At 70.8% G+C, this 14,826-nt stretch carries 12 protein-coding genes and 1 riboswitch; of the genes, 1 reads left to right on the top strand and 11 read right to left on the bottom strand.

What is annotated here, in order from left to right:
* Window positions 1-210: 210 nt before the first annotated feature.
* Window positions 211-3,096, bottom strand: coding sequence for an aminomethyl-transferring glycine dehydrogenase (gene gcvP, locus ACGFRB_RS33230; RefSeq protein WP_393248371.1), 2,886 nt, complete (start codon window positions 3,094-3,096; stop codon window positions 211-213).
* 178 nt (window positions 3,097-3,274) lie between these two features.
* Window positions 3,275-3,374, bottom strand: a riboswitch (glycine riboswitch).
* A gap of 113 nt (window positions 3,375-3,487) precedes the next feature.
* Between gcvP and ACGFRB_RS33225 the strand changes: the two genes are divergently transcribed.
* Window positions 3,488-3,862, top strand: coding sequence for a PRC-barrel domain-containing protein (locus ACGFRB_RS33225; RefSeq protein WP_361230549.1), 375 nt, complete (start codon window positions 3,488-3,490; stop codon window positions 3,860-3,862).
* 146 nt (window positions 3,863-4,008) lie between these two features.
* On the opposite strand, the gene ACGFRB_RS33220 is transcribed toward ACGFRB_RS33225, so the two are convergent.
* The 10 genes from ACGFRB_RS33220 to ACGFRB_RS33175 all read right to left on the bottom strand — a co-directional run bounded on the left by ACGFRB_RS33220 (window position 4,009) and on the right by ACGFRB_RS33175 (window position 14,643).
* Window positions 4,009-5,472, bottom strand: a complete 1,464-nt coding sequence (locus ACGFRB_RS33220; RefSeq protein ID WP_393248369.1) for a DNA polymerase IV — start codon at window positions 5,470-5,472, stop codon at window positions 4,009-4,011.
* A 132-nt stretch (window positions 5,473-5,604) separates the two neighbouring features.
* The gene (locus tag ACGFRB_RS33215) at window positions 5,605-6,228 is read right to left on the bottom strand and encodes a MerR family transcriptional regulator (RefSeq protein ID WP_393248367.1); all 624 of its coding nucleotides are present in this window, start codon (window positions 6,226-6,228) and stop codon (window positions 5,605-5,607) included.
* A 367-nt stretch (window positions 6,229-6,595) separates the two neighbouring features.
* Window positions 6,596-7,069 carry a bifunctional nuclease family protein gene (locus ACGFRB_RS33210; RefSeq protein WP_359885251.1) on the bottom strand — a complete coding sequence of 158 codons (474 nt, stop codon included), beginning with the start codon at window positions 7,067-7,069 and terminating at the stop codon, window positions 6,596-6,598.
* Window positions 7,070-7,135: 66 nt separating this feature from the next.
* Complete coding sequence (locus ACGFRB_RS33205) at window positions 7,136-7,876, bottom strand: MerR family transcriptional regulator (protein WP_393248365.1); 741 nt, start codon at window positions 7,874-7,876, stop codon at window positions 7,136-7,138.
* A 30-nt stretch (window positions 7,877-7,906) separates the two neighbouring features.
* A complete protein-coding gene (locus ACGFRB_RS33200) occupies window positions 7,907-8,794 on the bottom strand; it encodes an FHA domain-containing protein (RefSeq protein ID WP_363012607.1) in 888 nt (295 codons plus the stop codon).
* Between the two features lie 130 nt (window positions 8,795-8,924).
* A complete protein-coding gene (locus tag ACGFRB_RS33195) occupies window positions 8,925-9,956 on the bottom strand; it encodes a DUF881 domain-containing protein (RefSeq protein ID WP_393248373.1) in 1,032 nt (343 codons plus the stop codon).
* Window positions 9,957-10,048: 92 nt separating this feature from the next.
* On the bottom strand, window positions 10,049-10,381 hold the full coding sequence (locus ACGFRB_RS33190; protein ID WP_359885255.1) for a small basic family protein: 333 nt from the start codon (window positions 10,379-10,381) through the stop codon (window positions 10,049-10,051).
* A complete protein-coding gene (locus ACGFRB_RS33185; protein WP_363012605.1) occupies window positions 10,378-11,310 on the bottom strand; it encodes a DUF881 domain-containing protein in 933 nt (310 codons plus the stop codon). Before ACGFRB_RS33185 ends, ACGFRB_RS33190 begins: the two co-directional genes overlap by 4 nt.
* A gap of 111 nt (window positions 11,311-11,421) precedes the next feature.
* Window positions 11,422-13,917: a mannose-1-phosphate guanyltransferase gene (locus ACGFRB_RS33180; protein WP_363012606.1), complete on the bottom strand. Its 2,496-nt coding sequence runs from the start codon at window positions 13,915-13,917 to the stop codon at window positions 11,422-11,424.
* Between the two features lie 117 nt (window positions 13,918-14,034).
* A complete protein-coding gene (locus ACGFRB_RS33175; RefSeq protein ID WP_361230530.1) occupies window positions 14,035-14,643 on the bottom strand; it encodes a CDP-alcohol phosphatidyltransferase family protein in 609 nt (202 codons plus the stop codon).
* Window positions 14,644-14,826 lie beyond the last annotated feature (183 nt).

The following is a 14,826-nucleotide window of genomic DNA, read 5'->3' as shown; positions in this document are numbered from 1 at the left end:
GGGGGCTGGGGCACGCCGCGGGGGCCGGGCCCGTTTTTACGGCGCCCCGGCCCTTTTTTTTTAGGTCCCGGGTGCCCCGGGGCCGCCCCCCCCCCGCGGGGGCCCCCGGGGGCCCCCCCCGGCGGAAGGCCGGACCACCGATAACCGGCGGACCACCGACAACCGGCCGCCGAGGCGGCCGGCCACAGACGTCGGTCGCCGTAGCGGACGTCAGTTGTCGTACGCGTCCAGCGGCGGGCAGGAGCAGACCAGGTTGCGGTCGCCGAAGGCACCGTCGATCCGGCGCACCGGCGGCCAGTACTTGTCCGCCGTCGAGACGCCGGCCGGGAAGACCGCCTCCTCGCGCGTGTACGCGTGGTTCCACTCGCCGCCCAGCGCGGCCGCGGTGTGCGGGGCGTTGCGCAGCGGGTTGTCGTCGGCCGGCCAGACGCCCGAGCCGACCTTCTCGATCTCGGCACGGATCGCGATCATGGTGTCACAGAACCGGTCCAGCTCGGTCAGGTCCTCGGACTCGGTGGGCTCGATCATCAGCGTGCCGGCGACCGGGAACGACATGGTCGGCGCGTGGAAGCCGTAGTCGATCAGACGCTTGGCGATGTCGTCGACGCTGACCCCGGTCTCCTTCGACAGCGGGCGCAGGTCGACGATGCACTCGTGGGCGACCAGACCGGCCGGGCCGGTGTAGAGCACCGGGAAGTGCGGCTCCAGGCGCTTGGCGATGTAGTTCGCCGCGAGGACGGCGACCTGGGTGGCGCGCTTGAGGCCCTCGCCGCCCATCAGCCGGACGTACGACCACGAGATCGGCAGGATGCCGGCCGAGCCCCACGGAGCGGCCGAGATCGGGCCGACGCCGGTCTGAGGGCCCGCGGTGGCCTGGAGCGGGTGGTTGGGCAGGTACGGGGCGAGGTGCGCGCGCACTCCGACCGGGCCGACGCCCGGGCCGCCGCCGCCGTGCGGGATGCAGAAGGTCTTGTGCAGGTTGAGGTGCGAGACGTCGCCGCCGAAGTGGCCCGGCTTCGCGAGGCCGACCAGGGCGTTGAGGTTGGCGCCGTCGACGTACACCTGACCGCCGGCGTCGTGCACCATGCCGCAGATCTCGGAGACGTGCTCCTCGAACACACCGTGGGTGGACGGGTAGGTGATCATCAGCACGGCGAGCTCGTCGCGGTGCTTCTCGATCTTGGCGCGCAGGTCCTCGACGTCGACCTCGCCGTCGTCGGCGGTCTTGACGACGACGACCTTCATGCCGGCCATCGCGGCGGAGGCGGCGTTCGTGCCGTGCGCGGAGGACGGGATGAGGCAGACCGTGCGCTCGGTGTCGCCGTTGGCGCGGTGGTAGGCGCGGACGGCCAGCAGACCGGCCAGCTCGCCCTGGGAGCCGGCGTTCGGCTGGATCGACACCTTGTCGTAGCCGGTGACCTCGGCCAGGCGCTCCTCCAGCTCGGTGATGAGCGTGACGTAGCCCTGGGCCTGCTCGATCGGCACGAAGGGGTGGATCTGGCCGAACTCGGGCCAGGTCACCGGCTCCATCTCGGTGGTCGCGTTCAGCTTCATGGTGCAGGAACCGAGCGGGATCATGCCGCGGTCGAGCGCGTAGTCGCGGTCGGAGAGCTTACGCAGGTAGCGCAGCATCGCGGTCTCGGAGCGGTGCGCGTGGAAGACCGGGTGGGTCAGGTACGCGTCGGTGCGCAGCGCGTCGGCCGGGAGCGCGTCCTCGGTGACCGCGTCCAGGGCCTCGATGTCGCCCGTGACGCCGAAGGCGGCCCAGACGGCGGCGAGGTGCTCGCGCGTGGTCGTCTCGTCGCAGGAGACGGAGACGTGGTCGGCGTCGACGCGGTACAGGTTGACGCCGCCGGCGAGGGCGGCGGCGACGATCCGGTCGGCGCGGCCGGGCACCTTGGCGGTGAGGGTGTCGAAGAAGGCGCCCTGGGCCAGCTGGACGCCGCCGTCGCGCAGACCGGCGGCGAGGATCGCGGCGTAGCGGTGGGTCCGCTCGGCGATCTGCCGCAGGCCGTCGGGGCCGTGGTAGACGGCGTACATGCCGGCCATGACGGCGAGCAGCACCTGAGCGGTGCAGATGTTGCTGGTGGCCTTCTCGCGGCGGATGTGCTGCTCGCGGGTCTGCAGCGCCAGGCGGTACGCCTTGTTGCCGTCGGCGTCGACGGAGACACCGACGAGGCGGCCGGGCAGCGAGCGGGCGTGCTTCTCCTGGACGGCCATGTAACCGGCGTGCGGACCGCCGAAGCCCATCGGGACGCCGAAGCGCTGGGTGGTGCCGACGGCGATGTCGGCGCCGAGGGAGCCCGGCGAGGCCAGCAGGGTGAGCGCGAGCAGGTCGGCGGCGACGGTGACGATCGCGCCGAGCTCGTGGGCCTGGTCGACGACCGGCTTGATGTCCCGGATGGCACCGGAGGCGCCCGGGTACTGCAGGAGCACGCCGAAGACACCGCGCTCGGCGATCTCGGCCGGGATGCCGGCGGACAGGTCGGCGACGACGACCTCGACCCCGGTGGGCTCGGCGCGGGTCTCGATGACGGCGATGGTCTGCGGCAGGGCGTCGGCGTCGACCAGGAAGACGCCGTTCTTGACCTTGCCGACGCGGCGGGACAGCGCCATGGCCTCTGCGGCGGCGGTGCCCTCGTCGAGCAGCGAGGCGCCGGAGGTGGGCAGCCCGGTCAGGTCGGCGACCATCGTCTGGAAGTTGAGCAGCGCCTCCAGGCGGCCCTGCGAGATCTCCGGCTGGTACGGCGTGTAGGCGGTGTACCAGGCCGGGTTCTCCATCACGTTGCGGAGGATCACCGGCGGGGTGAAGGTGCCGTAGTAGCCGAGGCCGATCATCGGGGCGAGGACCTGGTTGCGGCCGGCGAGGACGCGCAGCTCGGCCAGCACCTCGGCCTCGGTTCGGGCGGCCGGGAGGGCCAGCGCCTCGGCGTTCTTGATCACGTCCGGCACGGCGGCGGCCGTGAGCTCGTCGAGCGATCCGTAACCGACCTGGGCGAGCATCTTGGCCCGCGCCTCGGTGTCGGGTCCGATGTGCCGCTGCTCGAACGGAATACCCTGCTCGAGCTCGGAGAGCGAAGTGCGGTTGGCGGTCATGTACGGGGGCCTCCTGGTCGTCACGACCTGCGAGGGGCACCGCGGCGCGGTTGCCCGGACGACCTCCCCCTCTGTCATCTCGACCTGAGAGCTTCACCGGCACGCCTCGCGGCAGGCCGGCTTTCACCGTCGGTGAGGACGGATGCCGTACGACGTCCGCCCTGCTTTCCAGAGTGACCTCGTCCGCGCGGTACGGGGGCCTGAGAGATTCCGGGGAGGATTTGCTCCTTCGGCGCCTCCGAAAATGGTCTTCCGGAGGACTCTCCCGCGCGGGGTCGACAGCCATAACCAGCCTACCAGCGAGGATGCTTCTCCCATCGCTCAAGTGGCCGACATCGCGGATGTGCCTTTTCGTAGTGGTGCAGAGCAGTCGCGACCCGCTGGAGGGACCGTGCAGACCGACATCGATCCGCGCAGCCTGATCGGCCGCAAGGCGTTCGACCGGAACGGGCACAAGATCGGCACTGTGGACGAGGTGTACCTGGACGACGCGACGGGAGTCCCCGAATGGGCCGCCGTACGCACCGGACTGTTCAGCCGGGACGCCTTCGTCCCGCTGGAGCCCAGCGAGCTGGTGGCGGACGGCCTCCACATCCCCTACGAACGCACCCTGATCAAGGACGCCCCGGACTTCGGGGTCGGCCGGCATCTCTCCCCGGAACAGGAACTTCAGCTCTACCGCCACTACAACCTGACCCTGCCGCCCGCGCCCCCGGCCGTGGTGGAACACGACTTCGGCCGCCTGGCGGGCCAGGAGGAGGGGTGAGCGGGCCAGGAGGCGGCATGCGGACGCCGGACACCCGTTCGGTCCAGAGTCCGTCAGCTGGTGTACCAAGTCCGGAGACGTCCGTCAGGTAGGACGTTCAGAACGGGCGGACCCCGCATGCTTCCGGGAAGGTTCGAACGCCGTCCCTAAGGGGCCGGATACCGTCCCTGGGAGGCCGCGCCCGTCGCGCCGCCCGGGACCAGCGGCAGCGGATCCGCGGGTTCCAGTTCCGGGTCGTCGACGGCGAAGGTGCGCACCCGGCCCGGCGCGGAGCCCGGCTCCTCGAAACGGACGGTGACCCGCCCGACGCCGCTGCCCTGCACCCAGCCGGGCCCGTACACGGTGTGCCGGACGTCGTTGCCGGGCGCCCAGCGCCGCTCGGCGGGCCTGGAGGCGGCCTCGGGCAGCACGGCGGCCGGCTCCTCCGACGGCCGCGCGCCGGTGTCCGCCTCCGCCTCCGCCTGGGCCTCGGCCCGCGCTCCGGCCGGCACTCCCGTCAGGGTTCCGACCGCCCCTCCCGCCAAGGCTCCGGCCTGCGCCTCGGCCTGTGCGAACAGGTCCTCCTGTGTGTAGTCCGCGAGTCCGCTCACCCCGACTCCCAGCAGCCGTACGCCGCCGGTGGTGTCCACCAGGTCGAGCAGCCGCGCCGCCGCCTCCCGCACCACCACCGGGTCGTCCGTGGGCCCGCGCAGCGTCTCGGAGCGGGTCAGCGTCGAGAAGTCGTACCGCCGCACCTTCAGGACGATCGTCCGCCCGGAGTGCCCCGACCCCCGCAGCCGCCCCACGCACCGCTCGGCCAGCCGCTCCACCTCCAGCCGGATCCGCAGCCGGTCGTGCAGGTCCACGTCGAAGGTGTCCTCCACCGACACCGACTTGGCGTCCCGCTCGGCCACCACGGGCCGGTCGTCGCGACCGAGGGCCATCGCGTACAGCGAGGTCCCGTGCGCCCGTCCCAGGAGCCGTACCAGCTCGTCCTGCCCCGCCTCCACCACCTCGTCGACGGTGACGATCCCGGCCCGCCGCAGGTGCTCGCCGGTGGCCGGGCCGACCCCGGGGATGATCCGCACCGACCGCGGCCCGATCAGCTCGCGTTCCGTGCCCGGCTCGATCAGCAGCAGGCCGTCCGGCTTGGCCTCCTCGGAGGCGATCTTCGCGAGCATCTTGGACCCGGCCAGACCGACCGAGCCGCTGAGCCCGGTCGTCGCCAGGATGTCCCGCCGCAGCCGCTCCCCCGCCGCCCGCGCGCCCGCGCTGTCGTCGGCCACGCCCCCGGCCTCCAGGTCGACGAAGGCCTCGTCCAGGCTCAGCGGTTCCACGAGCGGGGAGAGCCGCCCGAGCAGTTCCATGACCTGCCCGCTGATCGCCCGGTAGAAGGTGAAGCGGGGCACCAGGTACGCGGCGTTCGGCGCGAGCCGCCGGGCCTGCCCCATGGGCATCGCCGAATGGATGCCGAAGCGCCGTGCCTCGTACGAGGCGGTGGCGACCACCCCGCGCGGTCCGAGCCCGCCCACGACCACGGGTTTCCCGCGCAGGCTCGGCTTCGACGCCTGCTCGGCGGCGGCGAAGAAGGCATCCATGTCGAGATGCAGGATCGTGGGCGCGGCTCTCACGGTTCCGATGCTGCCCTACGCCACTGACAATCGACTCGCACACCCGTTCACCCGCCCTGTGTGGGTCCCGCCGGATACGCGGTACGCCGGGTACGAGGCGCGGCACGCGACGGGCAGACGGGGCCGGACGGGTCAGACGGCCTTGTCGCGGCGCCGGCGCGCCAGCTCGTCGGCGGGGTTGTGCCCGACCAGCGTCTCGCCGGTGTCGACCCGCTCGCCGTGCAGCTGCGCGAGCGCCGCCTCGACGTCCCGCCACACCACGCCCACCGCGATACCGAAGACGCCCTGGCCACCCTGGAGCAGGTCGACGACCTCGTCCGGGGAGGAGCACTCGTAGACGGTCGCGCCGTCGCTCATCAGCGTCATCCGCTCCAGATCGCGAAAACCGCGGGCCCGCAGATGCTGCACCGCCGCCCGGATGTTCTGGAGCGCGACCCCGGTGTCCAGGAAACGCTTGACGATCTTGAGGACGACGACGTCCCGGAAGCTGTAGAGCCGCTGTGTGCCGGATCCGTACGCGGGCCGCACGCTCGGCTCGACGAGCCCGGTGCGCGCCCAGTAGTCCAGCTGCCGATAGGTGATCCCGGCCGCCGCGCAGGCCGTGGGGCCGCGATAGCCGACGGCCTCGGAGTCGACCGTCGTGCGCGTGCCCGGGTCGGTTCCGAGGCCGCCCACCCTGCTGTGAAGCGGATACGGCCCCGGCTCCCCGAGCACATGCCCCCGGAAGCCCTCTGCCGTACCGTCGCCGCTGCTCATCACGCCGACCCTCCGTCCTTGACCTGCCCACACGAAGGTAGGCAGTCACTCGGGGTGCGTCAACGATCGCCACACTCGGCACGCCGAGTGATAATCACCCTGAGAGTGGTTTTGCGTACCGCTCCGCGGGGAAAGGCTACTCGAATGCCCTCGGGACGCCTCCGTCGGCGGCGCCGGCGACCCCGGCGAGCGGCTCCCGTGACTCCGGCGGCATCCCCGCCACACCCACGGTCCGGAGCCTGCCCGGAGCCCAGGCTCGAAGCCCCGGCGTACGGGGAGAGGGGCGGGCTCCCGGGTCCGGGCCCCTGGGGACGGGGCCGGCTCCCGGCCGTCCCTCCGTCCCGTATGGGCAGGTCCGGCGGGCCGCCTACTGGTTGCCGCTCCCGAAGTCCTCCGGCGAGATCTGGTCGAGGAACTCGCGGAACTTCTCCACCTCGTCCTCCTGCTCGTCCGGAATCGCGATCCCCGCGTCGTCCAGCACACCGTCGCTGCCGTAGATCGGCGTGCCGGTGCGCAGCGCCAGCGCTATCGCGTCGGAAGGCCGGGCGCTGACCTCCACACCGCTGGCGAAGACCAGCTCGGCGTAGAAGACCCCGTCCCGCAGATCCGTGATGCGGACTTCGGTGAGCTCCTGCCCCACGGCCTCCAGCACATCCTTGAAAAGGTCGTGCGTCAGCGGCCTGGCCGGGGCCATGCCCTGCTGGGCGAAGGCGATCGCGGTCGCCTCGCCCGGTCCGATCCAGATGGGGAGGTACCGGTCGCCTCCCACTTCACGCAGGAGCACGATCGGCTGGTTGGAGGGCATTTCCACCCGGACACCCACAACGTCGAGCTCGTTCACACAGCAACCCTAGGCCGTGCCCGACCGGTTTGGGTAGTCGGGACGAATCCGGGGCCGCCGCGGGGGTCACTGTGGCCGAATACCGAGTGCGGTCTGGACCAGCGCCGCGTGCAGCCGGACCGAGAGTCCGGCGAGTTCCTTGGCCGTGGCCTCGGCGTGGGCCCGGGTCTGGGGGTTGCGGTGCCGCCGCAGCGGCGCCACCATCTGCTCGATCAGCCCGGCCTCACGGTCGGCGCCGGCCTTCACAGCCCGCAGATGACGCGGCTCCAGGCCGAATCGCCCCAGATCCGCGAGGAGTTTGGCGACGGTGACGGTCTCGGCGTCGTATCCGCCGCCCGCGGCCTGGGCGATCAGGCCGTACGACTCCCACGCGGCGAGTTCCGGCTCCGTCACCTCGGCGGCGGCGAGCAGCTCGGTCCGGCCCAGTCGCGCCGCGGTCGGGCGCTCACCGTCCGGCTCCCCGGACCCGTCGAGCGGATCCCGGGGCTGGCCCGGCGCGGGCAGGACGACCTGTTCACCCCGGGCCAGGGCGTCGAGATGCTCGCGGATCACCCTCAGCGGGAGATAGTGGTCCCGCTGCATCCGCAGGATCTGGGCGAGCCGCTCCACGTCCTGCGCGCTGAACTTGCGGTAGCCGGAGGCCGTCCGCCGGGGCTCCACGAGCCCCTCGGCCTCCAGGAACCGGATCTTGGAAACGGTCACTTCGGGAAACTCGTCGCGCAGCCTCGCCAGCACCGTGCCGATGCTGACGAGACCGTCGCCCGCGGCGGTGCCGGAGCCGGCACCGCCCGACGCTGTACGCACCATGGACCTTCCCTGAAGGTTCTCCGGGGCGTGTCACACGCCCCGCTGGCTCGCGAAGAACACGAGCCGGTACTTGCCGATCTGCACCTCGTCCCCGTTGGAGAGCACGACCGAGTCGATCGGCTCACGGTTGACGTAGGTGCCGTTGAGACTGCCGACATCGCTCACCTTGAACGTGCCGTCAGGCTGACGCCGGAACTCCACGTGCCGACGCGACACCGTCACGTCGTCGAGGAAGATGTCGCTCTGCGGGTGGCGGCCGGCCGTGGTCAGCTCGCCGTCCAGCAGGAAGCGGCTGCCCGAGTTCGGGCCTCGGCGCACGATGAGCAGCGCCGCACCGGTGGGCAGTGCCTCGACGGCCGCCAGGGCCTCCGGCGACAGCGCCGGAATCTGGCCGGTCACCTCGGAGTCGTACGCCTCGAGACCCGAGATGGAGATCGTCGAGGTCGTCTCGGACGCGCGCTCCGCGACCGCTCCGGCCCGCAGCGGCGCACCGCAGTGGGAACAGAAGCGGCTGTCCACCGTATTGCGGTGGCCGCACCTCGTACACACCGGCATGGAGCCGTCCTCCGGCCGCGGCTGACCCGCGGAGGTCTGGGTCGCGTACGGGTCGGCGGTGGACTGTCCACCCGTACCCGAGGCTGATGCTTCCCCGAAACCTATGCGCGCGGCACCGGCAGGGTCAACAGAAGACGCGCCCTGAGTGCCCGAAATGTCGCCACCCTGACCGGCGACCTCGTCACGGAAGAGAGGGCGCTCCGCACCCTGTTCCTCGTTCTGGGCGTGTCGCGACGCGCGGTGCCTGGCGTTGCCGCCGTCCTCGCGTCCGCTCTTGCCGAACAACTTCGCAAACAACTTCACGGGCGATTCCCCTTGACCGAAACAGACCCGCCCGTGGGGCAGGACGAACCCTGACTCAATACACCTGCCGACCCGGACATCTGGACAACGTCCGTATCCACTCGACAGTTTCCATCACGCACCACCAGTGTGGTGCGGCGACCCCCCGCAAGGCCGTGACCTTGCCGTGCCACCGTCATCACCCCCCGCCTCACTGCGAGGACGACTGAGCGTAGTCAGGCTGCTTCGCAGGTCGCAAGGCGTCGACGACGATCTTCTCGGAACGCTCCACCGTGGCCGTGGCCTGCTCCTTCTCCAGTGTCTGGACAATGCCGCCGGGGATGTTGAGCGCGGGCTCGAGATCCTCCGGCTTGCCGATGACCTTGAAGACGTACGGAGCGGCCGTCGGCGTTCCATCGATCCGCATATCGCGTCCACTGCCCGAGAAATAGCTGTCGGCCACCACACGCACCTCGTTGACCTGGATCGCTTCCGCGCCGGCCGCCCGCAGCTCCTGGATCGCGTCGAGGAGCATGTCCGACTCCACGGCTCCGGAGGCGTCCGTGATCGTCAGCGTGATCCCGGGCCCCTCGGCGGCGACTGTACCCGCCAGGATGCCGAGCTGACGCTCCTTCTCCCGGGTCTGCTTGCGCGCCTCTTCGGCCTGGTCCGAACTGGACTCCAGCTCGGAGCGCTGCTTCTCCAGGCGGGTCTTCTCGTCCTCCAGGCGCTGGGTGCGGTCGTCGAGCTCGTCGAGGATCCGCACCAGGTCCTCCTGGCGGGCGCCGCGCAGCGCGCTGTTGTCGCTGGTCGACCTGACCTGAATGGCGAGGCCGAGACCGAGCACGAACAGCAGCAGCGCGACGACGAGTTGGGCCCGGGTGACCCGCGGCGGCCACAGCGCGGCCACCAGTCGCTGCCGGCCGGTCACGCCCGGGTCGGGCAGGGGCGGCGGCGGGACTCGCGGGGACGCTTGCGGAGGCTGCGGCTCGGGCAGGGGCTGGGCCCGTCGCACCAGGTGGGGCGGGGTGCTCCTCGGCGCCGGGCTCTCCTTGGGCAGCGGGGCCGGCTCGGGCGCCCCCGATCCGTCGGTGGCGCCGTCGCGCGGGCCGCCGTCGGCACTCCCGCCCTGACCTGCGGCCTTCTCACCGCTCACACGGTTGCGGCCGCTCTCGCCGCTCTCGCGGGGCTCGCCGGCGTCGTCGGACGGGCCGCCCAGCGGGGCGGACGACGCGTCGGCCATGCCGGGCTCGTTCGCCTTGCCGGCCTCGTCGGGCTCGTTGGCCTTCTCGGGCTCGTTGGCCTTGTCGGGCTTGTTGGACTCGCTCATCGCCGTCACGCCCGGAAGACATGGCGCCGGATGGCGGCCGCGTTGGAGAAGATCCGGATACCGAGCACGACCACCACACCGGTGGACAGCTGCGCGCCCACGCCCAGCTTGTCGCCCAGGAAGACGATCAGCGCCGCCACCACCACGTTCGACAGGAACGACACCACGAAGACCTTGTCGACGAAGATCCCGTCGAGCATGGCCCGCAGACCACCGAAGACCGCGTCGAGGGCGGCGACCACGGCGATCGGAAGATAGGGCTCGACCACCGCCGGAATCTCGGGCCGGACCAACAGTCCGACCACGACTCCCACGATCAGGCCCAGTACGGCGATCAAGATGTGCCCTTCCCTGTGTCGGCCGCGGCCCGCCCGGTGGCCTTGGCCGCCCCGGCTCCCCTCGGCTCTGCTGTACGTACGATCAAGCTCGGCGCGGCCGGCAGGCGCACGTCGCCCTCCGCCGAGATGCTGGTACGGATCCCGAAGTTCTCCCGCAGCGCGTGCAGGTACTGCCCGTCGGCGCTGTCCTGGAACGCCGTGCTCAGCCGTTTCCCGTCGCCCACGGCGAGCACGGTGTACGGCGGCACCAGCGGTTTGTTGTCGACCAGTATGGCGTCGCCCGCGGCACGGATCGCGGACAGGGCGGTCAGCCGCTGTCCGTTGATCGCCACGGCTTCGGCGCCCGACTCCCACAGGCCGTTGACGATCCGTTGCATGTCGCGGTCGCGTACCCGCCCGGTGTCCGAGAAGCCGGCGCTCTCCCGGGGACCGCCGCCGCCTCCGGTGGCGGCCTCCTTGGCGTCGTCCACGACGAGTTTCAGACCGGGTCCCCGCACGGGCGTCGCGCCGGACAGCAGCGCCACCAGTTCCGTCTGGTCACCGCCGTGCCGGCTCAGTGCCTTGCGCTGCCGTGCGCCGACCTCGGTCCGCAGGCCCTCGACGTCCTGCTCCAGCTCGTCGGCCGCCGAGGTCTCGGACTCGATCCGGTCGATCAGATCCTGGCGTTCCTTGGCGACGACGGGTGCGGAGACCCGGGCCTCGGCGGCGCCGAGCGTCACCACCGCCGCGGCGAGGACCAGGCCGGCCGCGAGGCTCAGCTTGGCCTTGATGGTGCGGGGCACTCCCCCGCCCTCGGCGGCGCGCCGGGCGGACGCCTCGGCGTAGCCGTCGTCCAGGGCGTGGTCGATCACATTGTTCAGCAGCGACATGGAAGCGTCCGGACGCGGCGGTGAGGTACCTGTGCTCCGAACGGGGTGCTGCTGCGACATGCCGCACATCGTCGCACGTCGTCGGCCGTACCGCCGAATGGCCCCACCGGCGAGCCGGGAGACGGCGGCGCCCGTCTCCCGGCCGCGCGGCCCCGAGCGGGCCGCGATTCCTCAGTGACCTGCGCTCTCGACCACGGCCGACCACTCGTCGAGGAGCGTCTGGGCCGAGGCGTCGTCGGGTCCTTCGGCCCACAGATGAGTGACGGCCTCCGCCGGGTCGGGCAACACCATCACCCACCGTCCGTCGGCTTCGACGACCCGGACGCCGTCGGTGGTGTCGACGCTGCGGTCCCCGGCCGCCTCCACCACCCGGCGCATCACGAGCCCCTTGACCGCCCAGGGTGTCGGGATGTCCCGTTTGAGGACATGGGCCCGCGGGATCCGGGCGTCGATCCGGCTCAGCGTGAGCCTGCTCCGTGCCACCAGACCGATCAGCCGGACGAAGGCCGCGGCACCGTCGAAGACGCTGCTGAACTCGGGCACGATGAATCCACCGCGGCCGTCGCCGCCGAAGATCGTGGACTCCTCACGGCCGACCCGGGTCAGATCGTCGGGCGAGGTCGTCGTCCACTCCACCTGGGTGCCGTGGTACGCCGCGACCTGTTCGGCGATCCGGGTCGTCGTCACCGGCAGCGCGACCCGGCCGGACCGCCGCTCGGCCGCCACCAGGTCCAGCATGACCAGCAGCGCCCGGTCGTCCTCGATGATCCGGCCCCGCTCGTCGACGAGCGAGAGCCGCTCGCCCACGGGGTCGAAGCGCACCCCGAAGGCGGCGCGGGCCGACGCCACGATCTCACCGAGCCGTACGAGCCCGGCCCGCCGGCTCTCGGCGGACTCGGTCGGCCGGGACTCGTCGAGCCCCGGGTTGATCGTCAGCGAGTCGACCTGGAGCCGCCCGAGCAGACTGGGCAGAACGAGCCCGGCACTGCCGTTGGAGGCGTCCACGACGACCTTGAGGCCCGCCTCGGCGACCCCCGTGGTGTCCACGTTCCGCAGCAGCGAGCCGGTGTACGAGTCGAAGACGCTGGCCGGGAAGGACAGGTCGCCGATCTCGCCGGGGAACGCCCGCCGGTACTCCTGACGGGCGAAGACCCGGTCCAGTTTGCGCTGCCCGGCCTGCGACAGATCGGCACCGCGCCCGTCGAAGAACATGATGTCGACGGAGTCGGGCACACCGGGCGAGGTCCTGATCATGATCCCGCCGGAACTGCCGCGGGCCGTCTGCTGACGGGCCACCGGCAGGGGTACGTTCTCCAGGTCGCGTACGTCGATGGCGCTGGCCTGCAGCGCCGAGATCACCGCGCGTTTGAGCGCCCGGGCACCCCGGGAGTGGTCGCGCGCGGTGGTGACGGTCGAGCCCTTCTTCAGGGTCGTGGCGTACGCGCCGGCCAGCCGGACGGCCAGCTCGGGGGTGATCTCCACATTGATGACGCCGGACACGCCACGGGCCCCGAACAGATGGGCCTGGCCCCGGGACTCCCAGATGACGGAGGTGTTGACGAAGGCGCCGGCCTCGATCGTCTTGAACGGGTAGACCCGCACATTGCCCTGCACGATCGATTCTTCACCGACGAGGCACTCGTCCCCGATCACCGCGCCGTCCTCGATCCGGGCGGCCCGCATCACATCGGTGTTCTTGCCGATGACGCAGCCACGCAGATTGCACTGCTGCCCGATGTAGACGTTGTCGTGGACGACGGCCTTGTGCAGGAAGGCGCCCGTCTTGACGACCACGTTGGAGCCGATGACGGTGTGCTCCCGGATCTCGGCGCCGGCCTCCACCTTGGCGTAGTCGCCGACGTAGAGCGGTCCGCGCAGCACGGCGTCGGGGTGGACGTCGGCTCCTTCGGCGACCCAGACGCCCGGGGAGATCTCGAAGCCGTCGACGTCGACCTGCACCTTGCCCTCGAGGACGTCGGCCTGGGCCTTGACGTAGCTCTCGTGGGTGCCGACGTCCTCCCAGTAGCCCTCGGCGACATAGCCGTAGATCGGCTTGCCGTCCTTCATCAGCTTGGGGAAGACATCACCCGACCAGTCCACGGAGACGTCCGCCTCGACGTAGTCGAAGACCTCGGGCTCCATGACGTAGATGCCCGTGTTCACGGTGTCCGAGAAGACCTGGCCCCAGGTCGGTTTCTCCAGGAACCGTTCGACCCGGCCCTGCTCGTCGACGATCGTGATGCCGAATTCCAGCGGGTTGGGGACCCGGGTGAGGCAGACGGTGACGAGAGCGCCCTTCTCCTTGTGGAAGGCGATCAGGTCGGAGAGGTCGAAGTCGGTCAGCGCGTCGCCGGAGATCACGAGGAACGCGTCGTCCCTCAGTGCTTCCTCGGCGTTCTTCACGCTGCCCGCGGTGCCGAGCGGCTTCTCCTCGTTCGCGTAGGTGAGCTCCATGCCGAGCTCTTCGCCGTCGCCGAAGTAGTTGCGGACGAGCGAGGCGAGGAACTGCACGGTGACGACGGTCTCGGTGAGCCCGTGTCTTTTGAGCAGTCGCAGGACATGCTCCATGATCGGCCGGTTGACCACCGGCAGGAGAGGCTTGGGCATGCTCGAGGTCATGGGGCGAAGGCGGGTGCCTTCGCCACCGGCCATCACGACGGCCTTCATGTCGGAAGCGTCCTCCTTGAAGAGATGACGGTCCTGCCGACTTCACCTGTCCACTCGATGGCCCTCGGGCGTCCTCGATCCTGCCGGCGCCGTTGCTCGGCAGAAGGACGGACGGGCTCAATCGGCCGCGGTATCCGCCTTCACGAGTCGACGGACCTGGATCACGTAGAGGATCCCTGCCCACCAATACAGACTTGTACCCCATCCGGCGAAAGCCCACCCGAAAACTTCGGCGAGTGACGCGAGCCACCCGTTTCCGTCACTGAGCAGGAGCAGCGGGAAGGCGTACATCAAGTTGAAAGTCGCAGCTTTCCCGAGGAAGTTCACCTGCGGCGGCGGATAGCCGTGCCGGCGGAGGATTCCCACCGCGACCAGCAGCATCAGCTCGCGGGCCAGCAGCACGGTGGTCAGCCAGAGCGGAAGGATCTCCCGCCAGGTGAGGCCGACGAGCGTGGAGAGAATGTACAGCCGGTCGGCGGCCGGGTCGAGCAGCCGGCCGAGGCTGCTGATCTGGTTCCAGCGCCGGGCGAGCTTGCCGTCCAGGTAGTCGCTGACTCCGCTGAACGCGAGCACGAGCAGTGCCCAGCCATCGCTCTTGGGTCCGCCGAACTCGGGACGGAGGATCAACCACAGGAACACGGGCACGCCGACAAGGCGAGCCATGCTGAGGATATTGGGGATGGTGAGCACCCGGTTCGTCTGAACCCGAGTCTCCTGGACCTCCACCCGGGGGCCTCCTGTGGGAATGAGCTGCTGATGATGGCCCCATGACCTTACCCTCAGCCACGACGGCCGGGTGCACAGGGGTCGATTGAACGCAGAAAAGCCCCGCACCATAAGGTGCGGGGCTTCCCCACAATGATTGTTCGGCGGCGTCCTACTCTCCCACAGGGTCCCCCCTGCAGTACC

Source organism: Streptomyces sp. NPDC048718 (genome assembly GCF_043198875.1).
In the GTDB taxonomy this organism is placed as follows: domain Bacteria; phylum Actinomycetota; class Actinomycetes; order Streptomycetales; family Streptomycetaceae; genus Streptomyces.
This window is presented reverse-complemented; position numbering and strand designations above follow the sequence as displayed.